At 69.2% G+C, this 26153-nt stretch carries 24 protein-coding genes; 11 read left to right on the top strand and 13 right to left on the bottom strand.

Annotation, left to right across the window (positions count from 1 at the left end):
- Window positions 1–456, bottom strand: coding sequence for an NUDIX domain-containing protein (locus ACWGRX_RS17900; protein WP_452118636.1), 456 nt, complete (start codon window positions 454–456; stop codon window positions 1–3).
- Window positions 457–632: 176 nt separating this feature from the next.
- On the opposite strand from ACWGRX_RS17900, the gene ACWGRX_RS17895 reads away from it, so the two are divergent.
- Both ACWGRX_RS17895 and ACWGRX_RS17890 read left to right on the top strand, forming a co-directional pair.
- The gene (locus ACWGRX_RS17895; protein WP_291633257.1) at window positions 633–773 is read left to right on the top strand and encodes a hypothetical protein; all 141 of its coding nucleotides are present in this window, start codon (window positions 633–635) and stop codon (window positions 771–773) included.
- Window positions 774–856: 83 nt separating this feature from the next.
- Window positions 857–1753: a metallophosphoesterase family protein gene (locus ACWGRX_RS17890; protein WP_452118635.1), complete on the top strand. Its 897-nt coding sequence runs from the start codon at window positions 857–859 to the stop codon at window positions 1751–1753.
- A gap of 141 nt (window positions 1754–1894) precedes the next feature.
- On the opposite strand, the gene ACWGRX_RS17885 is transcribed toward ACWGRX_RS17890, so the two are convergent.
- Complete coding sequence (locus ACWGRX_RS17885) at window positions 1895–2641, bottom strand: glucose 1-dehydrogenase (RefSeq protein ID WP_291647234.1); 747 nt, start codon at window positions 2639–2641, stop codon at window positions 1895–1897.
- A gap of 237 nt (window positions 2642–2878) precedes the next feature.
- On the opposite strand from ACWGRX_RS17885, the gene ACWGRX_RS17880 reads away from it, so the two are divergent.
- Window positions 2879–3976 carry a linear amide C-N hydrolase gene (locus tag ACWGRX_RS17880; RefSeq protein WP_452118634.1) on the top strand — a complete coding sequence of 366 codons (1098 nt, stop codon included), beginning with the start codon at window positions 2879–2881 and terminating at the stop codon, window positions 3974–3976.
- Window positions 3977–4040: 64 nt separating this feature from the next.
- On the opposite strand, the gene ACWGRX_RS17875 is transcribed toward ACWGRX_RS17880, so the two are convergent.
- The gene (locus ACWGRX_RS17875; RefSeq protein ID WP_452118633.1) at window positions 4041–5849 is read right to left on the bottom strand and encodes an ATP-binding cassette domain-containing protein; all 1809 of its coding nucleotides are present in this window, start codon (window positions 5847–5849) and stop codon (window positions 4041–4043) included.
- A gap of 129 nt (window positions 5850–5978) precedes the next feature.
- Between ACWGRX_RS17875 and ACWGRX_RS17870 the strand changes: the two genes are divergently transcribed.
- Window positions 5979–6335, top strand: coding sequence for a hypothetical protein (locus ACWGRX_RS17870; RefSeq protein ID WP_291647237.1), 357 nt, complete (start codon window positions 5979–5981; stop codon window positions 6333–6335).
- Between the two features lie 161 nt (window positions 6336–6496).
- Here ACWGRX_RS17870 and ACWGRX_RS17865 read toward each other — a convergent pair whose 3' ends face one another.
- The 6 genes from ACWGRX_RS17865 to mdoH all read right to left on the bottom strand — a co-directional run bounded on the left by ACWGRX_RS17865 (window position 6497) and on the right by mdoH (window position 13494).
- Window positions 6497–7540: an acyltransferase family protein gene (locus ACWGRX_RS17865; RefSeq protein WP_452118632.1), complete on the bottom strand. Its 1044-nt coding sequence runs from the start codon at window positions 7538–7540 to the stop codon at window positions 6497–6499.
- 61 nt (window positions 7541–7601) lie between these two features.
- Window positions 7602–8609, bottom strand: a complete 1008-nt coding sequence (locus ACWGRX_RS17860) for a glucokinase (protein WP_452118631.1) — start codon at window positions 8607–8609, stop codon at window positions 7602–7604.
- The gene (gene otnI / locus ACWGRX_RS17855; protein ID WP_452118630.1) at window positions 8606–9385 is read right to left on the bottom strand and encodes a 2-oxo-tetronate isomerase; all 780 of its coding nucleotides are present in this window, start codon (window positions 9383–9385) and stop codon (window positions 8606–8608) included. The genes ACWGRX_RS17860 and otnI overlap by 4 nt, the downstream gene beginning before the upstream one ends.
- Before the next feature lie 378 nt (window positions 9386–9763).
- Window positions 9764–10747: a hypothetical protein gene (locus ACWGRX_RS17850; protein ID WP_452118629.1), complete on the bottom strand. Its 984-nt coding sequence runs from the start codon at window positions 10745–10747 to the stop codon at window positions 9764–9766.
- 165 nt (window positions 10748–10912) lie between these two features.
- Complete coding sequence (locus ACWGRX_RS17845) at window positions 10913–11671, bottom strand: FkbM family methyltransferase (RefSeq protein WP_452118628.1); 759 nt, start codon at window positions 11669–11671, stop codon at window positions 10913–10915.
- Window positions 11668–13494, bottom strand: a complete 1827-nt coding sequence (gene mdoH, locus ACWGRX_RS17840) for a glucans biosynthesis glucosyltransferase MdoH (RefSeq protein ID WP_452118627.1) — start codon at window positions 13492–13494, stop codon at window positions 11668–11670. The genes ACWGRX_RS17845 and mdoH overlap by 4 nt, the downstream gene beginning before the upstream one ends.
- A gap of 77 nt (window positions 13495–13571) precedes the next feature.
- On the opposite strand from mdoH, the gene ACWGRX_RS17835 reads away from it, so the two are divergent.
- The 5 genes from ACWGRX_RS17835 to ACWGRX_RS17815 all read left to right on the top strand — a co-directional run bounded on the left by ACWGRX_RS17835 (window position 13572) and on the right by ACWGRX_RS17815 (window position 17473).
- Window positions 13572–14555, top strand: coding sequence for a zinc-dependent alcohol dehydrogenase (locus ACWGRX_RS17835; protein ID WP_452118684.1), 984 nt, complete (start codon window positions 13572–13574; stop codon window positions 14553–14555).
- A gap of 62 nt (window positions 14556–14617) precedes the next feature.
- Window positions 14618–15019 carry a 6-pyruvoyl trahydropterin synthase family protein gene (locus tag ACWGRX_RS17830; protein ID WP_291633277.1) on the top strand — a complete coding sequence of 134 codons (402 nt, stop codon included), beginning with the start codon at window positions 14618–14620 and terminating at the stop codon, window positions 15017–15019.
- Entirely contained in the window at window positions 15016–16068 is a 1053-nt protein-coding gene (locus ACWGRX_RS17825; protein WP_452118626.1) for a glycosyltransferase family 4 protein, read from the top strand. The genes ACWGRX_RS17830 and ACWGRX_RS17825 overlap by 4 nt, the downstream gene beginning before the upstream one ends.
- On the top strand, window positions 16065–16904 hold the full coding sequence (locus tag ACWGRX_RS17820; protein ID WP_452118625.1) for a class I SAM-dependent methyltransferase: 840 nt from the start codon (window positions 16065–16067) through the stop codon (window positions 16902–16904). The genes ACWGRX_RS17825 and ACWGRX_RS17820 overlap by 4 nt, the downstream gene beginning before the upstream one ends.
- Window positions 16905–16972: 68 nt before the next feature.
- The gene (locus tag ACWGRX_RS17815; RefSeq protein ID WP_452118624.1) at window positions 16973–17473 is read left to right on the top strand and encodes a GNAT family N-acetyltransferase; all 501 of its coding nucleotides are present in this window, start codon (window positions 16973–16975) and stop codon (window positions 17471–17473) included.
- A 153-nt stretch (window positions 17474–17626) separates the two neighbouring features.
- Here the strand turns inward: ACWGRX_RS17815 and ACWGRX_RS17810 are convergent, their stop codons facing one another.
- The 4 genes from ACWGRX_RS17810 to ACWGRX_RS17795 all read right to left on the bottom strand — a co-directional run bounded on the left by ACWGRX_RS17810 (window position 17627) and on the right by ACWGRX_RS17795 (window position 24689).
- Window positions 17627–19714: a hypothetical protein gene (locus ACWGRX_RS17810; RefSeq protein ID WP_452118623.1), complete on the bottom strand. Its 2088-nt coding sequence runs from the start codon at window positions 19712–19714 to the stop codon at window positions 17627–17629.
- A 35-nt stretch (window positions 19715–19749) separates the two neighbouring features.
- Complete coding sequence (locus ACWGRX_RS17805) at window positions 19750–22569, bottom strand: DUF4159 domain-containing protein (protein ID WP_452118683.1); 2820 nt, start codon at window positions 22567–22569, stop codon at window positions 19750–19752.
- A gap of 166 nt (window positions 22570–22735) precedes the next feature.
- Window positions 22736–23650, bottom strand: a complete 915-nt coding sequence (locus ACWGRX_RS17800) for a DUF58 domain-containing protein (RefSeq protein ID WP_452118622.1) — start codon at window positions 23648–23650, stop codon at window positions 22736–22738.
- 10 nt (window positions 23651–23660) lie between these two features.
- Entirely contained in the window at window positions 23661–24689 is a 1029-nt protein-coding gene (locus tag ACWGRX_RS17795; protein WP_452118621.1) for an AAA family ATPase, read from the bottom strand.
- Window positions 24690–24873: 184 nt separating this feature from the next.
- Here ACWGRX_RS17795 and ACWGRX_RS17790 point away from each other — a divergent pair, with 184 nt between their 5' ends.
- Together ACWGRX_RS17790 and ACWGRX_RS17785 are read left to right on the top strand one after the other, a co-directional pair.
- Window positions 24874–25455, top strand: coding sequence for a DUF1285 domain-containing protein (locus ACWGRX_RS17790; RefSeq protein ID WP_452118620.1), 582 nt, complete (start codon window positions 24874–24876; stop codon window positions 25453–25455).
- Window positions 25455–26132, top strand: a complete 678-nt coding sequence (locus ACWGRX_RS17785) for a CoA pyrophosphatase (RefSeq protein WP_452118619.1) — start codon at window positions 25455–25457, stop codon at window positions 26130–26132. The genes ACWGRX_RS17790 and ACWGRX_RS17785 overlap by 1 nt, the downstream gene beginning before the upstream one ends.
- Window positions 26133–26153: the final 21 nt, after the last annotated feature.

Below are 26153 nucleotides of genomic sequence, written 5' to 3'. Positions count from 1 at the left end.
TCACCAGCGTTCATCGACCGGGGCGCCCGCCGTGATCTCGGCGAGCCGCCGGCGGGTGCCGGGCGTCGTGCCCTCCGGCAGCGCGGACAGCGCGAAGAAGCCGGCTTCGGCGATCTCGAAATCGGGTACCTTCGGTGCGGACCGCGTGAAATCACGGATGATGAAGACCGCGACATGGTCGCGCCGCGAGCTCTCGCCGCTCAGGAACAGGCCGTGCAGCACGGCGGGCCCGATGATCTCGATATTGGCTTCCTCACGCAGTTCCTTGCCGATCGCCGCGGCGACGGTCTCCCCTGGCTCGACGCCGCCGCCGGGCAGATGCCAGCCGGGGGTGTAGGTGTGGCGAACGAGGAAAATCTCGCCGGTATCGTTCAGGACAGCGGCGCGCACGCCGAGGGTTAGGCCGCGGCTCAAGCGAAAATACAGGTGCAGGGCCCAGCCGAACAGGCGCCGCATCGGCCGCGGTAGCCTGTCGATCAGCGCGGGTCGGCTCGTCCGTGGGGATGAGGAATTGCTCATCGGGGCGGCATTTTCTCAAGCTTGGTGATTGATCTATGCGACAGACGCATATCAGGCCTCTGTTTGCTCTCGAGTTCCAACACAAACGCGCCGTAAATCAGGAAGATAAGGCGATGGTCACCGCTGGGGAATTCGCCATGTTGCTCGCCTTCATCACCTCCTGGTTTCAGGCCAAGCCCGCCTTCGTCTGGAAGCCGGCGCTGACCCTGACCGATCCGCGCATCGTCTCGGAACTGACCGACTCGCTCAACTGAGCCGGCCCGCGATCCTGCGTCACATTCATCCAATCTTGCGTCCACGCTTGACTGCGCCCGCCTGCTGAGGGCAAGCGCAAGGTGTGTTCACGCTTGCGCATCTGTCGGACCCGCATCTCGGGCCGCTCGCCCGGTTCTCCCTGCGGGAGCTGATCGGCAAGCGCGCGACCGGCTATGTCAACTGGCGGCGCAAGCGTCGCCATGCCCATGACATGGAGATCCTCGGGCTGATCGTCGCCGATATACTGGCGCAGAAGCCCGACCATATCGCCTGTACCGGCGACGTCTCGCATATCGGCCTGCCGAACGAGTTCAAGACGGCGCTGACCTTCCTCGACACGCTCGGCCCGCGCGACAAGGTCTCATTCGTCCCCGGCAATCACGACGCCTATGCCCGCTCCTCGCTGCAGGCCCTGGCCGGCGAACTCGGCCCCTGGTGCGCCAGCGACGATGGCGAGCCCGGCTACCCTTGGTATCGCCGGCGCGGCCCGGTCGCGCTGATCGGCATGAACACCGGCATCCCGACGCTGCCGCTGATGGCGACCGGCCGCGTCGGCCCGGCCCAGATCGTCATGGCCGAAAAGCTCCTGGCGCAGGCCAAGGCCGAGGGGTTGATCCGTGTCATCCTGATCCATCACCCGCCCTATGTCGGCGGTGCCCGGCGCACCCGCGAACTGCTCGACGCACCGGCCTTCGAGGCTATGCTGGCCCGCGTCGGCGCCGACCTCGTCCTGCACGGCCATAACCATCGCTTCTCGCTGGCCTGGCGGCCAGGTGCCGGTCGCGACGTGCCGATCGTCGGCGTGCCCTCGGCCTCGATCGGGCCGCGCGGCCATGGCGAGCTCGCCTCCTGGCACCTCTTGCGGATCGAGGGGACGGCGGAGGCGCCGGCGATCACGCTGGAGCGCCGCGGCTTCGACCTCGACGGCACGGTGAAGCTGCAGCAGACAATGCCGCTGACCGGCGGCGGGATTGTCTAGGAGACGTCGCCGTCATTCTTGGCCGAAGCGCAGCGCAGAGCAGAGCCGAGAATCTCATGACGAGAAGGCGCCTGCTCCGGCGCCTCGCCTAGCGCGCGATGCTCGGGGCGAGCCCGAGCATGACGGCTGCTCGAGCGGGCGTCAGACGCAGCGGCCGCCGTCGACTGCCAGCACCGAGCCGGTGACCATTTCGGATTCGTCCGAGCACAGGAATAGCGCGGCATTGGCGATGTCCTGCGGTGTCGAGAAGCGGCCCCAGGGAATCGTCGCGGTGAAGGCCTTGCGCTTTTCCGGCGTGTCCTCGCCCATGAAGGTCGCGAGCAGCGGTGTCTCGCCGGCGACGGGCGCGATGGCGTTGACGCGGATCCGGTCGGGGGCGAGCTCGACCGCCATCGACTTCGAGAGCAGGTTCGCCGCGCCCTTCGAGCCGTTGTACCAGGTCAGGCCGGGGCGGGGCCGGACCCCGGCCGTCGAGCCGATGTTGAGGATGACGCCGCCGCCATGCTCGCGGAAATGCGGCACCGTCGCCTTGGCCATCAGGAAGATCGATTTGACGTTGACGTCGAAGACGCGATCGAACTCCGCCTCGCTGACATCGAGCATGGGCTGGTTGCGGTGGCTGATGCCGGCATTGTTGACGACGATGTCGAGCCGGCCGAAACGCTTGATCACGCGGGCGACGGCACTGTCGACGCTGCGGGCCTTGCCGACATCGCAGGCGACCGCAAAAGCCTTGCGGCCGATCGCCTTGGCGGCCTCCTTCGCCTTGTCGCCATTGATGTCGAGCACGGCGACGCGCGCGCCCTCGCGCACGAAGGTCTCGGCGATGCCGAAGCCGAACCCTTGCGCCGCGCCGGTGATCAGCGCGGTCTTGCCCTTCAGTCTCATGGTGTTTCCTCGGGATTCTTCGTGTCCGGTGAGTTTGGGGCGTTTTGCCGGCGGGGATAAATAGGCTTTCGCGATCGGGCGGATAGCAAAAAGGTATGGGCTGCCGGGCATGGCGGGCTCGCGGCCACGGCCGGATCGGCGGGCACTCCCTGCAGCGCCGCCATGCAGAGATGTCTCGGTGTTGTCAGGTTGTCGGCGCTAGGATGTGTTTCCGAGACGACCATCATGAGAATGCCTATGACCAGACCATCCCATCGCCCGGATCAGCGGCCGCAGCTTGCGCGGCGCCGTATCGCGGCCTTGGCGCTTGCCGCCACCCTTTTCGCGGATTCGGCCGCGCAGGCCTGCACGCGTCTGGTCTATTTCGGTGCCGAGGGGCGAAACCTGACGGCGCGCTCGATGGACTGGAAGAGCGACGTCGCGACCAATCTCTGGATCCTGCCCCGCGGGATCGAGCGCAATGGCGAAGCCGGGCCGAATTCGTTCAAATGGACGGCGAAATATGGCAGCGTCATCGCCTCCGGCTACGACATCTCGACGACGGACGGCCTCAACGAGGCCGGACTTTCCGCCAATCTGCTCTGGCTGGTGGAATCGGAATATCCGAAGTTCGAGGCAGGGTCGAAGCCGGGCCTGACCATCGCCGCCTGGGCCCAGTACGTTCTCGACAGCTTCGGCACCGTGGCGGAGGCCGTGGAGGCCTTGCGCAAGGAGCCTTTCACGATCGTCACCGATGCTGTGCCGGGCGAGACGCGGCTTGCGACGCTGCATCTTTCGATCTCGGACGCGACGGGTGACAGCGCGATCGTCGAATATATCGGCGGCCGCCAGGTGATCCACCATGACCGGGCCTATCAGGTCATGACCAATTCGCCGATCTTTGACCAGCAGCTCGCGCTCAACTCATACTGGAAGCAGATCGGCGGCACCGCGATGCTGCCCGGCACCAATCGCGCCTCCGACCGCTTCGCCCGCGCTTCGTTCTACGTCAACGCGATCCCGAAATTCGAGAATCCCGACCGCGCCGTCGCCACCGTCTTCAGCGTCATCCGCAATGTCTCGGTGCCGTTCGGGCTGACGACGCCGGACCAGCCGAACATCTCCTCGACGCGCTGGCGAACCGTCGTCGACCATGCGCGAAAGCTGTATTTCTTCGAATCCGCGCTGACCCCGAACACCTTCTGGGTCGATTTGAAACAGGTCGACTTTTCGCCTGCCGGCGGTGGTGTCCGCAAGCTCGATCTCGGCAAGGACCAGACCCAGATCTATTCCGGCAACGCCACTGCCCGTTTCGTTCCGGCCAAGCCGTTTCCGTTCCTTGGCAAGAATCCGTAGCCTGGGCGCTTTCGACGCCGGTCAGGGGGCTCTCGGCCGGCGTCTGCGCTCGAACGAAGCGCGCTCAGGCGCCGATCTCCTCGCGTAGCATTTCCAGCTCGAGCCAGCGCTCCTCGGCCTCGGCGATCTCGCGCGTCACCTCGTCCAGCCGCGTCGTCGCCTTGGCGAAGAGCTTTGGGTCGCGGGTGTAGAGATCGCCGGCCAGTGCGGTATTGAGCTTGCCGGCCTCGGCCTGCAGCTTCTCGATCTGCTGGGGCAGGGTCTTCAGCGCGTGCTGCTCGTTGAACGACAGCTTGCGTTTCGACGTCGCCACAGTTGCTGTGGCAGACTTGGCGGTTTCCGACGCAGATGCCTTTACCGGCACCGCTCGCGCCTTGGCGCCGACGCCGCGGCCGCGCTGGGCCAGCATGTCGGAATAGCCGCCGGCGAATTCGGTCCAGATGCCGTCGCCATCCGAGATCAGGGTCGAGGAGACGACCCGGTCGAGGAAGTCGCGATCATGGCTGACCAGCAGCACGGTGCCGGCATAGTCGGCGAGCAGTTCCTGCAGGAGGTCGAGCGTCTCGATGTCGAGATCGTTGGTCGGCTCGTCCAGAACCAGGAGGTTGGAGGGCTTCGCCAGGGCGCGGGCCAGCATCAGCCGGCCGCGCTCGCCGCCCGAGAGCGCGCCGACTGCGGTGCCGCGCTGGATCGGCTGGAACAGGAAGTCCTTCATATAGCTGATGACGTGGCGCGGCTGGCCGCCGACCATGACCTGGTCCGAGCCGCCGCCGGTCAGCGCGTCGCCGAGCGGCGTTGCCGGGTCGAGGCTTTCGCGGCGCTGGTCGAGCGTCACCATTTCAAGCGAAGCGCCGAGCTTGATCGTCCCTGAATCGGGGGTGAGCGCGCCGGTCAGCAGGTTGATCAGCGTGGTCTTGCCGGCGCCGTTGGGGCCGACGATGCCGATGCAATCGCCGCGGGCGACGCGCATCGAGAAGTTCCGGACGATCGGCTTGTCGCCATAGCTCTTGGAGACGTCGACCGCCTCGATCACCAGCTTGCCCGAGGCCTGCGCCTCGCTGGCCTCCAGCCGGACCGAGCCGACGGCATGGCGGGCGGTGCGGCGCTGGTCGCGCAAGGCGTGCAGCTCGCCGAGCCGGCGCTGATTGCGGGTGCGCCGCGCGCTGACGCCGTAGCGCAGCCAGTCCTCTTCGCGGGCGATCTTGCGGTCGAGCTTGTGGCGGTCGAGCTCCTCCTGCGCCAGCACCTCGTCGCGCCAGGCCTCGAACTCACCGAAGCCGCGCTCGACGCGCCGCGTCACGCCGCGGTCGAGCCAGATCGTGGCGCGCGAGAGCGAGCTCAGGAAGCGGCGGTCATGGCTGATCAGCACCATGGCCGAGCGCAGCGATTTCAGCTCCTGCTCGAGCCATTCGATCACCGGCAGGTCGAGATGGTTGGTCGGCTCGTCGAGCAGCAGGATGTCGGGCTCGGGCGCGAGCACGCGGGCGAGCGCGGCGCGGCGCGATTCGCCGCCCGACATGCTTGCCGGGTCCTCTTCGCCGGTCAGGCCGAGTTCCTCGACGAGATAACGGGCGCGATAGGGATCGTCACCCGGTCCGAGGCCGGCCTCGACATAGGCGAGCGAGGTCTTGTAGCCGGAGAAATCCGGCTCCTGCGGCAGATAGCGCACGGTCGCGCCGGGCTGCAGGAAACGATCGGCGCTGTCGGGCTCGACGATGCCGGCGGCGATCTTCAGCAGCGTCGACTTGCCGGAGCCGTTGCGGCCGACCAGGCAGACCCGCTCGCCGGCGGAAACCGCGATCTCAGCTCCTTCGAGCAGCGGGTGGCCGCCGAAGGTCAGAGCAACGTCGCGGAGATGCAGCAGGGGGGCCATGGCGTTCCTTTGATGTCAGGCCGCCCGGATAGACCGCTCGGCGGGTGCTGTCACCTCCGGCACGGGGTTGCCTGTCCCGGAATCCATTATAGGATACAAATCGTATCTCTTGGTGGATGGATGCTTCTCATGAGACAGCCGACCCCTCGCAAGCCCCGCAGCGCCCGCATCGGTGACAATGGCGGTCCGCCGCTGGAGGAGAAAAGGCGCGAGCCGGAGAGCGGCAAGGGCGAGATCGGCCGCTATTTCGACTGGCGTTTCGCCCATCGCCGGGCCTGGAAGAAGCCGCGAGAGATCGCGCTCAGGCGTCAGGAGCGGGCCGAGACGCTGGGGCTCACCTATGAGGAATATACCCTAGAAGTGCTGGAGCGCGGCTATTTCCCGCAGCCGGAGCATGTCGAGACGATCGTCGCCAAGCGGCCACAGCGCCGGCGCGACGGCGGCGTGGTCGGGCAGTCGCTCAAGGGCATGCGGCTGAAGACGTAGAGCGGCTGCGTCGGGACAACTCCTCCGACCTCATCCTGAGGAGGCCGCGTCAGCGGCCGTCTCGAAGGATGGTCTCGGAGGTCCCGCCGCGGTCTGGAGCACCCTTCGAGACGCAGCCTGCGGCCGCTCCTCAGGATGAGGTGGAAGCGAGGTGCGCGCCGTCAGGCGCGCAGCAGACGCCGCAACAGCTTCGTCATCGGCTTCTCGAACCAGCGATAGACCGCAAGGGCTGCGAGGACGGCGACCAGCAAGGCCGCGACGACGAAGAATCCCGTCGCTCCGGGGGCGATGCGCAGGAAGAGCTCGCGCATGGCCCGCATGGCGAAGGGGTGGACGAGGTAAAGCGCGTAGGAGGCGTCGCCGAGCCGGGCGAGCTGGCGCACCAGCGCCGAAGGGGCCGACTGGCCGCGCCCGCAGGCCGCGGCGGTGACGAGGAGCAGCGCGGCCGGACCGCGAAAAGCGAGCGAACCCCAGGGCGTCTGTGCCCACTCGCTGGCGGCCGCCGCGACCAGGATCGCGACGCCCGCGGCGACCATCAGCCAGCGCAGGCGGCCTTCGAGACGTAGACCATGGTTGCGCAGCAGCGCGATCGCCATGCCGCCGGCGAATTCGAGCACGATCGGCTGGCCCCAGAAGCCGAAGGGCAGGGGCAGGGGGACCGCCGCTTGCGTGGCGACGAGGCCGAACAGCGCGAGCGCAGTCGCCGGCACGACCAGGCGCGCCGGGAGCAGCAGGGCCGCGCCGAACAGCGCGTAGAACAGCATCTCGTAGTTCAGCGTCCAGCCCAGCGAATAGACCGGCTGGATCTCGCCGACCGCATTGGGCAGGGGCCAGAACAGATAGGAGCCGAGGATCTGCCCGGCACCCGGCGCGCCCGAATTCAGCAGGGCCGGCGAGGCGAGCATCACCAGCAGGAAGAGCGTCGTCGCCGCCCAGTAGAGCGGCACGATCCGGGCGATGCGCCGCGCGAGGAACAGGCGCGCGCTGCCCGTCTGGCCGAACAGGCCGGAGGAGGCGTGCACCATGATGAAGCCGGAGATGACGAAGAACAGGTCGACGCCGGCGTTCCAGGGCAGGATGTCCGAAGGCGAGAAGGCCGTGCCCGCCCGGCCGGCCAGGAAGACGGCGTCGGACTGGACATGATGCACGGCGACCATCAGTGCCGCGAAGGCGCGCAGGACCTGGATGCCGTAGAGCTGGGACAAGGTGGGGGCGGCTCGGAAGCGGGAAAAGGAGCGCTGCGGCGTCAGGCGAGCCGCAGCGTGTTCACGCAAACCACAACCGGGCGGGGTCGTCGAGCCCGAAACGTGCCGGTTCGCAGGCAATCGCGGCGGCGCCACGTTCGGCGGCGGCATCGGCGGTGATCACATGCAGCGCAAAACGCGCGGCGAGATCCTCGACCGGCGGCTTGCTGCTGAAGACGGCTTGGAGCGTCGCCTTGTCGGCGAGCGGCAGGATCCGCGGAGCGATGCCGCCTGCGAGATAGACCCCGCCGGTCGCCTTTAAGGCGAGCGCCAGATCGCCGGCGACGCGGGCGAGCAGCCGCCAGAAGCAGATCACCGCCATCAGCGCGGCTGGGTTGCCGTCAAGGGCGAGGGTGGTGACGTCGGCGGCGCTGATATCCGGTTCCGCGAGTCCCGATTGCTGCGCGACCGCCCGGTGGAAGCGGACGAGCCCGTCACCACGCAGCAGCGCCTCGATCGTGACGCGTGGCAATCCTTCCGACAGGGCCGGCCAGAGCTTCACCTCCGCCGGATCCTCCGGGCCGATGCCGATATGGCCGCATTCGGTGGGGACGAGCACGCTGGCCTCGCCGCGCTGCAGCAGGGCAGCGGCGCCGAAGCCGGTGCCGGGGCCGAGCACCAGCCGCGGCCCCGTCGCTTCCGGCTGGCCGGCGACCAGCGTGACGACATCCTCTGCGCCGAGCACGGCGAGAGCTGCCGCCAGCGCCTCGAAATCATTGACCAGCAGGCCCTGCTGGAGCCGCAGCGCCTGCGCCAGTTTCGGCCCGTCGAAATACCAGCCGGCATTGGTCAGCTGGGCGGAATGGCCATGGAGCGGGCCGGCGACCGCCAGAACCGCCGAGCGCGGCCTAGTGTACAATGTCGAAAGGACCGATTCCAGCGCCTGCTCCGGGGTCGGAAAGGCGCCGGTGCTGATGCGGGCAAGCGCTTTCGGCGCCGCGCCATGCTCCGCCAGCAGCGACAGCCGGCAGTTCGTGCCGCCGATATCGGCGATCAGGACGGGGCAGGGCAGGGCGACGGCGGGGATCAAGCGCGCCTCTTCCAGGGTGCGAACCAGCCGAGCCCTTCCAGCGTCCCGGCGCGGGGGCGGTATTCGCAGCCGACGCAGCCGGCATAGCCGAGCGAGTCGAGCTGGGCGAAGAGCTTCGCATAGTCGGGCTTGGTGCCGTCGGGCTCGTGCCGGCCTTCGGCATTGGCGATCTGGACATGGCCGACGAGCGGGTAGAGCGCTTCGAGGCGGGCGCCGACATCGCCATGTATCAGCTCGCAATGGTACATGTCGAACTGCAACTTGACGTTGGGCCGGCCGGATTCGCGGACATAGGCCGCCGCTTGGTCGAAATCATCCAGGAAGTAGCCCGGCATGTCCTTGCCGTTGATCGGCTCGAGCAGCAGGTCGATGCCGTGCTCGCCGAGCTTGTCGGCGGCATAGGCGATCGAGGCGCGATAGGCCTTCTGCGCGGCCGGGTCCTTGGGGTCGGCATGGCCGGCCATCATGTGCAGGCGCTTGACGCCGGTCTCATGGACGTAGGCGAGAGCGGTCTCGATGCCGGCGCGGAACTCCGCCTCGCGGCCGGGGATCGCCGCCATGCCGCGCTCGCCATTGTTCCAGTCGCCGGGCGGCAGGTTGAACAAGGCCTGCTCCAATTCGCCGCCGGCCAGCGCAAGACCGACCTTCTCCGCCGGGTGTTCATAAGGGAAGAGGAACTCGACGGCGTCGAAACCGGCATCCGAGGCCGCCTTGAAGCGGTCGAGGAAGGCCCATTCATTGAACATCATCGAGAGATTGGCGGCAAAGCGAGGCATGAAGGTCTCTTCAGTGGATTCAGCCGAGGCAAGCTAGTCCGATCCGTCGGCCGCGTCATGTCGATAACGCGACTGGTGGCACTCCGTTCCGGAATGCGCGGCCTGCACTCGCGATTGCCGGGGCTCAAAGGCAGGCAGGGAGACCCACGCGGCGAGCGAAGCCTGCCGGCGCTGCGCCAAAGGCGAGGCTCAGGATGATGCTGGTGTCCATGAGCCGGCCTGTCCGATCATTCACCTTCGTATCGGGACACTGGTCGTCCCGGACGACCGGAGGGAGACCCGGGATCCATGCCGGAACCGTTCAGGCATGAATCCCGGATCGGCGCCGCTGACGCCGCTTGTCCGGGATGACCGTCGAGGGGGTGGCTCAAGTGAACGCTATTTCTTCGCCTCCGGTTTGGCCGGAGGGTTCGGGTTCTTCGAGAAGCCGCGGAAGACCATGTCGGGCGAGGAGGTATTGTGGCGCGAATGGGTGGCGCGGCCCATCCAGACGTCGGTCGCCGTGCCGCCGGCGAAGGGCATCAGCGCCTCCTCGCGCCAGCCCTTGGCGCCGGGCTCGCGGATGGCGATGCGGGCGACGTCGTTGTTGAACTCGGTGACATACATCGAGCGCAGCGCGGCGAAGGCCTTGCCGCCGGTCACCGGCCTGTCGAGCACGGCGTCGAGCACCATCCGGTCCTGGTCGACGTTGTCGAGCTTGAGGGTGCCGGAGGAGCCGTCCTTGAAGGCGAGGTTGAAGGAGAGCGTCTTCGGGTCGAAGGCGATCTCCTTGATGTTGACGACAGGGCGCGCGCCGTCCTGCTCGATCGGTCCGAACAGGAAGGAGGAGCCATAGGCGGCGGCGGAGAGCTGCGGCGGCGGCAGCGGCCGGACGCGCCAGTAGCCGTCCTGCGGATAGACCACCAGCACCTCATAGGAGCCGGTCTTGCCGAGCTTCCAGAGCTGGACGAGGTGCAGGCCCTTCTCGACACGGTCTCCGACCCGGAAGGTCGTGTCCGCCGGGCGCCAGAAGCTCTCGAAAGTGTAGCCGACCAGCCAGTATTCGATGCTCTCATAGAAGGTGATGCGCTGCGGCGGCACCGGCGCCTTGTGGACGGGATCGCCGCTCATGTCGCAATCGGTCCAGTCGGCGTCCCAGTTGTCGCGCTGGAGGCCGACGATATAGGCCGGATGGGCGGCCTCGATGCGGAAACGCTGGACCTCGGGCGAGATCGCCTTGATGGTGACGTTGTCCTTCTCGGCACAGAGCACCGGCTCCGACTCGTTCTTTAACTCGACGGCGACGTCGCTGGCGGCATGGCCGGTGGCGGCCGAGATCAGCAAAGCGAGCGAAATCGCGAGCGGGCGGGCGAGGCTGAGCATGTCCATCCTTCGGAAACGATATCGAGCCGCCATGGTGGGCAGGGCGAGATGAACACAGACTGGCTGGCGCCGGCCCGCATCCCCAAGGCTTCATAAAGAACGCCGTGCGCCGGTGAAAGCGCGCGGTGGCGCGGCTTCACCGATCAGATCGTCGGATCGCTGCCTTCAGCGCGGCAGCATCGCGTAGACGTCGCCGGAATTCGCCGCATGCGGCAGCCCGCGCAGATAGCTGCCCATCGCCTCGGCGCCGACACCTTGGGGGAAAGCCAGCGTCTGGCTCTCGCCGAGTGCGACGTTGAACCGGTAGGGGCCGAGCGCCTCGACCAGAGCGAGGCAGGCCTCGGCGACGTCGCGCTGGATGGTGGTGAATTCGAAGGAGAGCGCCGGGACCGGCCGCGTCAGACCGGCGAGGACATGAGCCTCGAAACCCTCGACGTCGATCTTGATGAAGGCCGGCATGCCGTGCTGGCAGATCAGCGTGTCGAGCGTGGTGCAGGGCACCTCGAGCTCGCGATCCCAGATCTGCTCGCGCCAGCCATCGGCGTCGACGGCGGCGCCGACGAAATCGGTCGAGACGGTCGAGACCGTCGGGTTGGCGCTGTTGACCTTCAGCGTCACCATGCCCGGCCGGTCGCCGCAGGCCGCTTCGACCAGGGTGACGTCGGGATCGCTGCCATGGATCAGGCGGATGGCGCGGGCCGGTCCGGGCTGCGGTTCGAGCGCGACGACGCGGGCGCCGAGCCGGCGGAAGCTGGAGATGCGGTCGCCGACATGCGAGCCGATGTCGAAGGCAAGCTCGCCGGCCTCGAGGAAGCGCGCATAGAGCGCGTCCATGGCGGCGTTGCGGGCGCTGTCGCCATGGTAGACTCGCAGCGAGCGCGACAGGCTCTTCGCCGTGCCCTTAGGGTAGGCGACCGGCTTCATTTCGGCTCATCCGCCTGGATGGCGACGAGCTCGGGCGGCGGATCGAAATCCTCGGGGATGCCGCAAAGGCCCCGGCGCGCGAACCAGCGCCCGAGCGCCGGCGAGGCGGTCAGCATGGCGAAGGGGATCGCGAGGACATAGCCGGCCGTCAGCGGCAGCGACCAGATCAGCACGGTCGACGAGAGCAGAGCGAGCGTGCCGAAAATGTAGAGGCCGAAGAGCAGATGCGGCCAGAGCCCCGCGAAGGCGGTGGCGAGCGAGAGCGCATGGGCGTCGCGGGCCTGGCCGTTCCAGCCGATCCTCGCCTTGCCGAAGGCGAGGCCGACCATGAAGATCGTGGTGCGGAAGGTCGAGACCGCGCCCTGCAGGAAGGCGAAGACGATCTCGATCAGCGAGGAGACGACGAAGCGGCTGGTGCCGCCATAGCGCTTCGTGCCGCCCTTGCTGAGCAGGATATCGGCAAAGCCGGCGAGCTTCGGCGAGAGATACATCGCGAAGAACAGGACATAGAGGAAGGCGGCGAGGCCAGCGGGATAGTCGAGAACGGCGCGATCCTGCCAGACCTTGAGCGGCAGCAGCGCGATCATCAGCGTCCAGGCCGGCAGGCCGATGAACATCAGGATCGCCCAGGCGAGCTGGAAGCGGCTCATGATCTTGAGCCCGGGGATGTCCATCAGCTTGAGATATTGCAGGTTGCCGAGACACCAGCGCAGGTCGCGCCGGGCGAATTCGAGCATGGTCGGCGGGTTCTCCTCCCAGCTGCCCATTTCGACCGGCAGCACGCGGACCTCGTAGCCGGCGCGGCGCATCAAGGTCGCCTCGACCTGATCATGGCTCATGACATGGCCGCCGAGCGGCGGGCCGCCGGGGAGCACCGGCAGATGGCATGCGCCGCGGAAGGGCGCGATCCGGACCATGGCGTTGTGGCCCCAGAAGGGGCCGCAATCGCCGATCCACCAGGCCGAGCCCATGGTGTAGGGCCGCATGCCGTGGCGCATGCCGAACTGGAAGATGCGCGCGAAGGCGGACTTGCTGGGCATGCCGACGACGAGGCTCTGCAGGATGCCGAGCTTCGGCCAGGCCTGCATCATCCGGGTCAAGGCGAGGATGGCCGGACCCGACATCACCGAATCGGCGTCGAGCGGCAGCATCAGCTCGTAGCGGTCGCCCCAGCGCTCGCAGAAGTCGCGGACATTGCCGGCCTTGTAGCCGGTGTTGTCGGTCCGGCGGCGATAGGTCAGGCGCGAGGCGTCGCCGATCCTGGCGGCGAAGGCGGCGGCGAGCTTCTCCTCGGCTGCGGCGACCGCCGGGTCGTCGGTGTCGGAGAGCACGAAATAGTCGAACCAGGCGCCTTGGCCGGTGGAGTCGAGGCTCTGCTTGACGATGGCGAGCCGGCGAAAGGCGCGGGCGGGGTCCTCGTTGCGCAGGGTCATCAGGATCGCGGTGCGGATCGCGAGCGGGGTCGCCTCGTCGCCGGCCGCCGCGAAGGGCGCGACGCGTTCGAGCCCGTCCTCGACGCCATGCAGCAGCCAGAGACCGATCACGGCGTTCCAGAAGCCGAGCACCGTCCAGGGCGCACCGAACAGGAAGGCGATGAAGATCACGATGTCGGCGAGGCTCCAGCCGCCGGCCGAGAGCACATGCGAGAGGCCGTAGAGCAGGGCGGCGAGCGTCGCGAGGTTGAGGCCTGCGACCAGCAGCCGGCGCATACGCAGGGTCGCGGTGCGCTGCAGGCCGGCCGGCGTGAAGCCAGAGCCGTGGCCGGCATCATTGCGCTCTTGCGCCGTCGCCTGGAACGTGTTCGGACCGGGGCGCTGGTTCATGGCGGTCTCTGTCATGCGATGGGCCGGGCGGAAGCTGGCAGGGAACGTCGCGGAGGGGCAGCGTGATTGAACCGGCAATGGCCGCCAAGGCAAGCGGCAAGACGGTGGCAACGGCGCTCTGGTATGTCGGACCGCGTGAATGCGTCCTGAACGAGGTCGAGCTGGCGAAGGCAGGGCCGCAGGACTGCGTTGTCAGGACACTCTGGAGCGGTGTCAGCCGCGGCACCGAGCGACTGGTCTTCGAAGGGCGTGTGCCCGTTTCCGAGCATGAGCGCATGCGGGCGCCGTTCCAGGAGGGGGCATTCCCGTTCCCGGTGAAGTACGGCTACTGCGCCGTCGGGATCGTGGAGGCGGGGCCGGCGCACCTGCTCGGAGAAACGGTGTTCTGCCTCTACCCGCATCAGGATCGCTTCGTGGTGCCGGCCAGCCGGCTCGCGCTCGTGCCGAAGGCGGTGCCGGCGCGGCGGGCCGTGCTCGCCGCCAATATGGAAACCGCGCTCAACGCGCATTGGGATGCCGGTTCCGGTCCGGCCGATCGGATCGTCGTGGTCGGCGGCGGCGTGCTCGGCCTGCTGACCGCCTTCATTGCCGCGCAACTACCGGGCGCAGAGGTGACATTGGTCGATCTCGACCCTGCCCGCGCTGCATTGGCAGAGACGCTCGGCTTCGGCTTCGCTCCGCCACCGGACTGCCCCGGAGAGGCCGATCTCGTCTTCCATGCCAGCGCCAGCGCGGCCGGACTTGCGACCGCGATCGGCGCCGCCGGTTTCGAGGCGCGGGTCGTTGAGCTCAGCTGGTATGGCGAGGGCGCGGTCGCGGCCCCGCTGGGCGGCGCCTTCCATGCGAAACGCCTGCAACTGGTCTCGTCGCAGGTCGGGCAGGTTTCGCCGTCGCGCCGGCCGCGCTTCGACTATGCACGCCGGACGCAGGCGGCGCTCGCGCTGCTGGCCGATGAGCGGCTCGATGCGCTGATCTCGGAGGAGATCGGATTCAGAGATGCGCCGGCGCGGCTGCCGGCGCTGTTCGCGGGCAATGGCATCACGGCGGTGCTGCGCTATTGATCTTGAAGGGTAGGCAGAAACACGCGACGGGCTTAAGCAGGCTGGGCTGAAGGAGGCTGCCCATGTTTTCCGTCGAAGTCCGCGACCGCATCATGATCGGCCATTCGCTGCCCGATCCCTTCTTCGGCCCGGCGCAGGCCATGCATGGCGCGACCTTCGTCGTCGATGTCGCCTTCTTCCGCGAGAACCTGACCCGGCAGAACGTGGTGGTCGATATCGGCGCGGCGCTGACGGTGCTGAACGAGACGCTGAAGCCGCTGAACTACAAGAACCTCGACACGCTGCCGCAGTTCCAGGGCGTGCTGACCACCACCGAATTCCTCTGCAAGTACATTTTCGACGCGATCGCGGCGGCGGCGCGCTCCGGCAAGCTCGGCGCGGACGCGGCCGATCTCGCGAAGATTCGCGTCACCCTGCACGAGACCGACCTCGCCCGCGCCAGCTATGAGGGCGCCCTCGCGTGAGCGAGATCGCCTTCGCCATTCCCGGCGACCTTTCGCTGCCGACCGGCGGCTACGCCTATGACCGGCGGCTGCTGGCGGAATGGGCCGGGATGGGTGTCGCGGCGCGTCATCTTGCGCTGCCTGGCGGCTTTCCGGCGCCGAGCGAGGCCGAGCTCGCCGAGACCGGCAGGGCGATCCTGTCGCAGCCCTATGACAGCGTGCTGCTGATCGACGGGCTCGCCTATGGCGCCTTTCCGGAAGGCATCGCCGCCGGGCTCGCCGGACGCGTCGTCGCATTGGTGCATCACCCCCTCGGGCTCGAAGCCGGGCTTTCCCCGGAGCGGGCCGCGGCCCTGCTGGCCCGGGAGACGGCGGCGCTTCGCTATGCCAGCGCCGTGATCGCCACCAGCCAGAACACCAAGCGCCTGCTGGTCGCGGATTTCTTCGTGCCGGAAGCGCGGATCACCGTGGCGGAACCCGGCGTCGATCCGGCACCGCGCGCCTCCGGCTCGCCGACCGGGTCGCCGCTGCAACTGCTGGCCGTGGGTTCGCTGGTGCCGCGAAAGGGCTATGACGTGCTGGTCGCGGCGCTAGCCGGGCTCGCGGATCGAAACTGGCGCCTGACCATCATCGGCGCGGCCGATCGGGCTCCAGAGACTGCGGCGGCACTGGCCGCGCAGATCGCCGGTGCCGGCCTCGGCGATCGCGTCCATCTTGCCGGGGCGGTCGACCAGAAGACGCTGGAGGCGGCCTATGCCGGCACCGATCTCTTCGTCATGCCATCGCTGTTCGAGGGCTATGGCATGGTGCTGACGGAAGCCCTTGCACGCGGCCTGCCGATCCTGTGCACGACCGGCGGCGCGGCGGCCGAGACGGCGCCGGACGCGGCGGCGCTCAAGGTTCCGCCCGGGGATGCAGCAGCGCTGCGGGCCGGGCTCCTCCGCCTGCTCGACGATGCCGGGGAGCGCAAAAGACGCTCCGACGCGGCCTGGCATGCAGCGGATGCATTGCCGCGCTGGCGAGACACCGCGACGATCGTCGCGCAAACCTGTGCGATGGTGTCGCCATGAGTGGATTCTCCCCGGACTGGCTCGCTCTGCGCGAGCCGGCCGACCATGCCGCCCGCAATCCGCAGGTGCTGGCTGCGGTCGGTGCCGCCTTCGCCAGCCGACAGTCGCTGACGGTGATCGACCTCGGCTGCGGCGCCGGCTCCAATCTGCGCGGTACCTATTCGGTGCTGCCAGCGCGGCAATACTGGACGCTGGTCGATTTCGATCCGCGCCTGCTGGCCGTGGCGCGCGAATGCCTGACCGCCTGGGCCGATGAAGCGGAGGCGCTCGGCGAGGAGCTGGTGCTGCGCAAGGGCGAGAAATCGCTGACCGTCGATTTCCGCAAGGCCGATCTCAACACCGATCTCGAATGGGTGCTGGGCTGGCAACCCGACCTCGTCACCGCCGCCGCGCTGTTCGACCTGACCTCGGCGCGCTGGCTCGAGCGCTTCGTCGCCTCGCTGGTGAGCCAGCGCCTGCCGCTCTACACGGCGCTGACCTATGACGGGCGCGAGAGCTGGGAGCCGGCCCATCCTGCCGATGCCCGGATGCTCGCCGCCTTCAACCATCACCAGCACAGCGACAAGGGTTTCGGCCCGGCCGCCGGACCGGAGGCGACGGAGACGCTGGCGCAGGCCTTCCGCAAGTCCGGCTGCGCCGTCACCGTGGGTGAGAGCCCCTGGATGCTCGACGCCGGCAGCGCGGCGCTGACACGCGAGCTCACGGCCGGCATTGCCGCAGCGGTGGCCGAGACCGGCCATGTCGATGCGGAAACGATCGCGAGCTGGCTCGCCGTCCGCGCCAAGGCGAGCTCCGGCCGGATCGGCCATCAGGACCTCTGGGCCAGGCCGGTCTGACGCCGCCGGGATTCGCGGCCACCACACGATTGCCATTTCATGCAAATTCCGCCATCCCGCTGCCGATCATGACCTCCCTGCCTCTGACCATCCGCCAAGAAGTGCCGGGCGACGCCGCGGCGATCGAGCGCCTGCACGAGCGCGCTTTCGGGCCGGGCCGCTTCGCCCGCACCGCCTCGCGTCTGCGCGAGGGCCGGCCGCACGAGCCGGCGCTCTCCTTCGCCAGCCATGTCGGCACCTTCCTGGTCGGCTCGGTCCGGGTGACGCCGATCCTCGCCGGCGGCGGGCCCGGGCTGATGCTCGGGCCGCTGACGGTCGATCCGGCCTTCGAGGGTCGGGGCATCGGCGGGGCCCTGATGAACGCGGCGATCGAGGCGGCGCGCGGCCAGGGCCACGAACTGATCCTGCTGGTCGGCGACGCGCCCTATTATGCGCGCTTCGGCTTCAAGCCGGTCAGGCCCGGACAGCTCGTCCTGCCCGGGCCGGCCGATCCCGGCCGCTTCCTGGCGCTCGAACTCGCCGAGGGCGTGCTGGCCAGGCGCAGCGGCGCGGTGACGGCGCTGCGGTAGGATCGGGCTCTCTGTCGTCATTCCGGGGCGCCTGCAGGGCGAACCCAGAACCCACGACCGGGTGACACGCCATGAACACGGTGCGGCATAAGGCTCACCCGGTCGTGGGTTCTGGGTTCATGCCTGCGGCATGCCCCGGAATGACGGCGCGGGTTAGCTTTCCTTGCGGGACCTGCGGCCGCTCTCGCCGATCCAGCCGGCGACCAGCGCGCCGAAGAGCAAGGCGAGCCCGATCAGCCCGATGAACAGCGGCGAGATCTGCACGCCGCGGACGATGCCGGAATCACTGATGCGCAGGCCGATCCAGTCGGCGCCGGCGAATTGCCGGCCCGAGCGCACCGGCACGATGCGCGGCATGCCGACGCCGGAGCCGTTCTCCTGGCCGATGCGGCGCGAGGAGCCGCCAGTCGCTTCCGCCAGCGCCTGCAACTGGCTGGGATCGCTGACCACCTCCATCAGCTCGCGCGGATTCTCCGGGCCGACGCTGGCGAAGGCGGTGAGATTGTCGGCGGTGATCTTGTGCAGGCCGAATTCGCTCGTCGCGGTGCGGGCGGTGAACAGGCCGGGGCGGCCGGGCTCGAAGGGTACAATTCGGGTCGAACCATCCGGGGCGGTGATCGTCGCCGGGGCCGGCGCGTCGCCCAGCGTCTGGCGCTCGATCTCGAGATTGCGGCCGCGGGCCACGGCGCGCAGCGCCTCCTCCTCGAGATCGGGCTCCTTCATCAGCCAGTGGCCGAGCCGGCGCAGCAGGTCGAGATGCGGGCCGCCATCGCGGAAGCCGCGCGCCCAGAGCCAGGCATGGTCGGACAGGAAGAGCGCGACGCGGCCCTTCTGCTCGCGCGCCAGCATCAGCAGCGGGCGCTCGCCGGGGCCGGTCATCACGGCCGAGCCGGTGCGGGCGCGGGCGCCGACCATGCGCAGCCATTCGCCCCAGCGCGGCGGCTCGACTTCGGCGCCGGGCAGGTCGCGGGTGACCGGGTGGCGGCGGCCGGGCTCGCTGACGCGGGCGCGATAGGCCTCGTCGATGACGCTGCCATCGGGCTGTGCCGGCAGGATCTGGCCGAGCGGCGTGCGCGCCAGCGATTGCGAGCCGGAATATTCCGGGCCGGCAGCGACCAGCAGGGCCCCGCCCTCGCGGACATAGCGGACGATGTTGTCGAAGTAGAGCAGCGGCAGGATCGACTGATTGGCGTAGCGGTCGAAGATGATCAGGTCGAAATCCTTGATCTTGACCTGGAACAGCTCGCGCGTCGGGAAAGCGATCAGCGAGAGCTCGTTGATCGGCGTGCCGTCCTGCTTCTCCGGTGGGCGCAGGATGGTGAAGTGGACGAGGTCGACATTGGCGTCGGCCTTGAGCAGGTTGCGCCAGGTCCGCTCGCCGGGATGCGGCTCGCCGGAGACCAGGAGCACGCGCAGCTTGTCGCGCACGCCTTCGATGGTGATGACGGCGCGGTTGTTGGCGAGCGTCAGCTCGTTGTCGAGCGGCGCGGCCTCGATCTCGACGACGTTCGGCCCGCCGCGATCGATCCTGACCGGCACCTGGACAATCTGTCCGGCGATCACCTCGCGGCGCGCGATGACCTCGCCGTCGCGGCGCACGGTCAGTGCGGCGCGGCCGGGGCCGCCCTTCTCGACGACGCGCAGGCGGATGTTCTGGTCCTTGCCGACGATGCCGAAGCGCGGCGAGTCGACGAGCACGATGCGCCGGTCGATCTCGCGCTCACGACCGGTGGTCAGGATGTGCAGCGGCGCGCGCAGGCCGAGCGCTTCGGCATTGGCCGGCGCATCATGGGCGAGGCCGTCGGTGATCACGATCGCACCCGCGACGCGCTCGGAGGGCACATCGGCGAGGCTGGAGGCCAGCGCCTCGAACAGCCTCGTGCCGTCGCCGGCGCCCTGAGCGTCGGTGACCTCGACGGTGCGCGCCTCGACGCCGCTGAGGCCGCGCAGCTGACTCTCGACCTCGGCCTGCGCGGCCTGCGTCTGCGCGCTGCGATCGGCGAGGCGGTTCGAGCCGGAGCGGTCGACGACGACGGCGACGACGTCCTTGACCGGCTCACGCTCCTCAAAGACCAGAGAGGGGTCGGCCAGCGCGATCGTCAGCACGGTCAGCGCCAGGGCGCGCAGGATGGCGCTGCGGCCGGCGAGCACCAGTGCCGCGCCGGCGGCGAGCGCGGCCAGCACGGCGAGCCCGATCAGCAGCGGCAGCGGCACCAGCGGGGCGAAGGTCAGGCTCCACATCGGCTAGAATTCCAATCCCATGCCGGTCCGCCGCATCACTGCCCCAGCCTTTCCAGCAGGGCCGGGACATGGACCTGATCGGCCTTGTAGTTGCCGGTGAGGGCGTACATCACGAGGTTGACGCCGGCGCGCAGCGCCATTTCGCGCTGGCGCGGATCGGAACCCGACATCGGGACGAGCGCCTCGCCGCGCCGGCCGACGGCCCAGGCCGAGGCGAGATCGTTCGAGGTGATGACGATCGGCGAGACGCTGTCGCCCGCGCGGGCCGGGCGCCGGCCGTCCTCGCCCGCGGGCGGCAGGATCTCGACCCAGGTCGTGCCGGTATCGTAGCGACCCACGAAATTGTCGAGGATGTAGAAGGTCTTGGTCAGGACGTGGTCGCGCGGGATCGGCTCGAGCTCCGGGATGTCGAGGGTCTGGAGCATGCGGCGGAGCTGGTCGCCCTCGGGCGTCGCGCCGCCGCCGGGCCGGGCGCTCATCGCGTCGCGCGTGTCGAAGATCACGAGCCCGCCGCCCTTCATATAGGCTTCGAGTTTGCGCAGGGTCTCGGCTGAGGGGATCGGCCGGCCGGCGACGATTGGCCAGTACAGGATCGGGAAGAAGGCGAGCTCGTCGCGGGCGATGTCGACGCCGACCGCCTCGCCCGGTTCGAGCGCGGTGCGGGCGCCGAGCACGATGTTGAGGCCGGCCAGCCCGGCCTTCGACATCTCGTCGACCGATTTGTCGCCGGTGACGACATAGGCGAGGCGCGTCACCGCGCCGGCGGCGAAGAGTTCGCGCGGGATCGGCGGGCGCTGGTCGGCCGGCGCCGCGGGCACCGGGGCGGGCTGCTGCGCCTGCAGAGGCTGGGGCAGGGCGAGCAGGCCGAAGCCGAGGGCGAGCAGGAGCGCGACCGGCGCGGCGCGGCGGCGCGCGATATTGAGCCGGCCGCCGAGCCAGAGCGTCGCCAGCGTGTCGATGACGAGTAGAACCAGCGCCAGCACGAGGAGCAGCGGCCTGATGTCCTTGGCGACCGGCTGGTCGACCGGCAGCAGCGGTGCGCCGAGGGAGGCGAGGTCGAGCGCGGCGAGATTGTCGGCCGGAGCGAGCGTGTTCACGGCCATAGTTCCGTCGCTGGGTCCGTAAATACCGGGCGGATGGGCCAGGATGGCGCGGCCGGTGAAGCTGCGCGGTACCGGTTGGGCCGTCACCGGCGGGCTGCGGAAGGCGCCGAGCCCATCGAGGACGCGGGTCGGGGACAGGGTCTCGATCCTGGCGTCGCCGGCCTGCGCCTCTGCAGCATCGGTGCCGGAGAGAGCGACGATCTTGCGCAGCATCTCGACGAACAGGCCCGAGAGCGGCAGGTTCGACCAGGTGGTGTCGGCGGTGACGTGCATCATCGCGAGCATGCCGTCGCCGCGGCGCTCGCCGGTGACGACCGGCGTGCCGTCCTCCAGAGCCGCCCAGGTCTTGCGGGCGAGGTCGGCCTCGGGCTCGGCCAGGATTTGGCGGCTGACGCGGATCTCGTCGCTGATCTGGGTGCCGAAGAAGGGGCTCTCGCGGTTGAACGGGGCGAGCTTGCGCGGTGTCTCCCAGGACAGGCCGCCGCCGAGCGTGCGGCCGCCGCGGCGCAGGCGCACCGGCGTCAGCTCGTCGGAAGCGGCGGCGAGACGCGCGCCGGCGAAGCGCAGCAGCACGCCGCCGCGCTCGATGAAGGCGTTGACCTTGTCGGCGGTGTCGCGGTCGAGCGCGCCGATATCGGCCAGCACCAGGACGGAGAGGTTCTGGGCCAGCAGCTCGCCGATCGGATCGGTCGAGCCGGCGCGCGGCTCGCGGATCTCGGCGAAGGGCGAGAGCGCCCGCGAGACGTAATAGGTCGGCGAGAGCAGGGGCTGGGCGGTGTCGGCGGTGGTGCCGGAGACGATGCCGACGCGGCGGCGCTTGGCGCGGTCATCGAGCAAGGCGACGGCCCCGGAGCTGCGCTCGCCGGTGATCTCGAGCCGGGAGACGGCGTTGCGGACCTCGATCGGCAGGGTGAGCCGGGCGCTGGTCTGCAATTCGCTGGCGCCGAAGACGAAGGGCGCGTCGCCGAGCGGCAGGCCCTTGAGGTCGAGCGCCCTGACCTGGCCACTGGCGGCGGCATTCAGGCTCGGGCGCAGCACCTTGACGGTGAGCGCGCCGGCGAGATTCTCCGGCGCCGCCAGAGCGAGCTGGTCGGCCGGGCTGGTATGGATCGACAGGCGCCCCGCCGAGGCTTCCTGCCGCATCCTCGCGAGGAAATCATCGCCGCCGCCGAGCCCGAGCCCGTCGGCGATCCAGACGGTCTCGGCCTGTGGCTGGGCCCGCCAGAAGGCTTCAAGGCGCTGGAGATGCGCGCCGCGATCGGGAGCATGGGGCTGCAGCGAGAAGGCGCGCAGGCGTTCGACCGCGGCGCGCGGCTCGGACAGCGCGATCTCGGCCGGGGCTTCGGCGAGGCCGACCAGCGCGACGGCGCGACCGTCGCGGGCTGCTGCGGCGACGCGGTTCTCGGCGATGGCGAGCCGCTCGGTCCAGTCGGTCGCGGCACCGAAGCCGTTGTCGATCACCAGCAGCAGCGGGCCGCGCAGGGCCGCGGCGTCACGGACCGGGTTCCAGACCGGGCCGGCGACGGCGAGGATCGCGAGCGCTGCCACGGCCATGCGCAGCGCCAGCAGCCACCAGGGCGTATGGGCCGGCATTTCGCGCTTGGCGACGAGGTCGCGCATGATCTTCAGCGGCGGGAAGTCGATCCGCCGCGGCCGGGGCGGCGTCACCCGCAGGATCAGCCAGAGCGCGGGCAGCAGAGCCAGCGCGATCAGGGCCAGGGGGGCGGAGAAGGCGATCGGCAGGGAGCTCAGCATGACCTGGCTCCCACGCAAGAGTTCGACCAACAGAACGCCGTCATCCTGGCCGGAGCGAACCGGAGCGCCGGGATCCATCGTGGAGCTCGGTGCCCTTCGATGGATCCCGGGCCGGCCTTCGGCCGCCCAGGATGACGAAGAAGGTAATGACGAGCGCTCATGCTCATGACCCCACCCCTCGCGAAGCGGCGATCAGGCTGGCGATGCGCAGCACGCCCTCGCTGGCCGGCCGGTCGGTGCGGTGCAGGGTCAGGGTCCAGCCGGCATGGCGGCAGGCCTCGCGGATGGCGTCGCGATGTGCCTGCAGGCGCTGGCGATATTCCTCGCCCCAGGCGCCGGCATCGCCGACGCGCAGCGACAGCCCGTCCTCGAGATCGAAGAGTTCGGCCTGGCCGGAGAAGGGAAAGGTCTCCTCGATCGGGTCGACGATCAGCAGGAGATGCCCCCTGGCGCCGCTGCTCGCCATGGTGGCGATGCGCCTGGCGAGACCTTCGGCCGGGGTGAGCGCGTCGGTGATCAGGATGGCTTCCGCGAGGCGCGGTAGCGGCTGGTCCGGCGGCAGATCGGCTTGCCCGCCATCGCTGTCTGCCAGGATCGCCTGCGCCAGGGTTTCGACGATGCGGCGCGAGGCCAGCGCCCGGGTCAGGCCCATATGGCCGACGCGCTCGCCACCCTCGACCAGTGCTTCGGCCAGCGCGAAGCCGGCGACGAGGGCGCGGTCGACCTTGCTTGCCTGGGCGAGCGAGGAGGAAAACCCCATCGAGGCCGAGCGGTCGATCCACAACCAGATCGCGTGCGAGGCCTCCCATTCGCGCTCGCGCACGAAGAGATGGCCATCTCTGGCCGATCGGCGCCAGTCGATGCGCGAGGCGGATTCGCCGGTGACCAGCGGCCGATACTGCCAGAAGGTCTCGCCGGGGCCGGAGCGTCGGCGGCCATGGATACCATGCACGCTGGCCGAGACACGGCGCGCCTCGAGCACCAGCCGCGGCAGGCGGGCGGCGAGATCGAGCGAGGCCTTGAGGACCGCCCGGGCCGGCTGGCGTTCGGCCGGTCCCAGGACGCGCGTGCGCAGCATCAGCTTTTCCTCACCCCAGGCGCTCCACCAGCCTGGCGACGACGCTTTCGACGGTCTCGCCATCGGCTCGGGCGGCGAAGGTCAATGCGATGCGGTGCTTCAGCACCGGTCCCGCAAGGGCCGCGACATCGTCGATCGAGGGCGCGAGGCGGCCTTCGACCAGGGCGCGGGCGCGGGCGGCGAGCGTCAGCGCCTGGCTGGCGCGCGGGCCCGGACCCCAGGCGAGCTTGTCGGTGATCGTCTTGTCGCCATCACCCGGGCGGGCCGAGCGGACGAGGTCGAGAATGGCGTCGACCACCGCCTCGCCGACCGGCAGGCGCCGCACCAGCCGCTGCGTCGACATCAGCGTCTCGGCGGTCATCGCCTGCACCGGCTTGTGCTCGGTCGCACCGGTGGTTTCGAGCAGGATGCGGCGTTCGGCCTCGCGATCGGGATAGTCGACGTCGATCTGGAGCAGGAAGCGGTCGAGCTGCGCCTCGGGCAGCGGATAGGTGCCCTCCTGCTCGATCGGATTCTGGGTCGCGAGGACATGGAAGGGCGCCGGCAGATCATGGCGCTCACCGGCGACGGTGACATGATGCTCCTGCATCGCCTGGAGCAGCGCCGACTGGGTGCGCGGCGAGGCACGGTTGATTTCGTCGGCCATCAGGAGCTGAGCGAAGACCGGACCGCGGATGAAGCGGAAATGGCGCTTGCCGTCGGCGCTCTCGTCGAGGACCTCGGAGCCGAGAATGTCGGATGGCATCAGGTCCGGGGTGAACTGCACCCGGCGCGCCGCGAGGCCGAGCACCGTGCCCATCGCCTCGACGAGCTTGGTCTTGGCGAGGCCGGGCACGCCGACCAAGAGGCCGTGGCCGCCGGCGAGCAGCGTGACCAGCGAGAGGTCGACGACCTTCTGCTGGCCGAAGATCACCTGGCCGATCTCGTCGCGGGCGGCGCCGATGGCGGCGAGGGCCGCCTCGGCCGCCTCGACGACACCGTCGTCGAGATTGATCGGGGCCCCAGCTTCCTGGGCTTGTGCGCGGGCTTGCGCCACCATGGCGATCTCCTTCAGCCTCGCCGCGGCGCGGCCATGAGGTGTAATCCAGAACTGTGGCCCCGGCGCGATGCCGGCTCAAGGGGCCTGAGAGCGGCGGTGCACAATAGTGCGCTTCACGATTATGTAGAGTTCAAGGCGAGAAGGCGATGCAACAGGCAGGCCGCAGGCAGGACATGGGTCACAGATGAGTGAGACGGGAAGCGCCATGGACCGGTTGCTGGGCGCGCTGGGCGGTGGAAAAGCGCGCGGATTACCGCCGGTGGAGCGCTGGAACCCGCCTTTCTGCGGCGATCTTGACATGCGTATCGCCAGCGACGGCACCTGGTTCTACCTGGGCACGCCGATCGGCCGTCCGGCTCTGGTGAAGCTCTTCTCCTCGGTGCTGTGGCGCGAGGGGGCCGATTACTTTCTCGTGACCCCGGTCGAAAAGGTCGGGATCAAGGTCGAGGATGCGCCGTTCCAGGCGGTCGAGATGGCGGTCTCGGGCGACGCGGACGGGCGCAAAATCGCTTTCAGGACGCAGGTCGACGAGGTCGTGAGCGTCGATGGCGAGCACCCGATTCGTTTCGAACGCTCGGCCGGCGACGGGGTGAAGCCCTATGTCCATGTCCGGCGCGACCTCTGGGCGCGTGTGACGCGGGCCCTGACCTATGACCTGCTGGCGCTCGGCGAGATCCGGGAGGTCGACGGCGTCGCGCAGTTCGGCATCGCGGTCGCCGGGGCGTTCCACGTGGTTGCTCCGGCGAGCGAGATCGAGGGACTGTGATGCCGGTTTCGGGGCGGCTGCTGCGGCAAGGGCAGGATTGGGATTTCTCAGACATCGCCGACATTCTGGCGGGGCGGCTGCGCGCCCAGCCGCCGGCCTATGGCGACCTGATCGCCCGGCCGCGCGGCGACCATGACCTGCAGGAGGAGCCGGTCGAAATCCCCGACGAGGCGGCTGCGATCGAAGCGGCGGTGCTGATCCCGATCGTGCTGCATCCTGCCGGGCCGACCATGCTGCTGACGCAGCGGGCGACTGCGCTGCGCAATCATTCGGGACAGGTCGCCTTCCCCGGCGGGCGGGTGGATGCGGTCGACGGCTCGCCCTTGGTCGCGGCGCTGCGCGAGGCGGAAGAGGAGATCGGGCTGGCGCGCGACAAGGTCCGCACCGTCGGCTATCTCGACGCCTATCTGACCGGCACCGGCTATCGTGTCGTGCCGGTGGTCGGGCTGGTCGAGCCGCCGCTTGTGCTGACGATCAATCCGCATGAGGTCGACGAGGCCTTCGAGACCCCGCTCTCCTTCCTGATGGACCCGGCCAATCACCAGCGTCATGGTCGCGAATGGAATGGGCGACGTCGCACCTACTATGCGATGCCGCATGAGGGTCACTATATCTGGGGCGCGACGGCGGGGATGATCCGCAATCTTTACGAGCGCCTCGCCGCCGGAGAGCCGTGAGAGGAGCATGATGCCGTTCGA

It is taken from the genome of Allobosea sp. NPDC055594, from assembly GCF_053618995.1.
The sequence above is the reverse complement of the archived record's forward strand: the minus strand, read 5'-3'. Positions and strand labels throughout refer to the sequence as shown.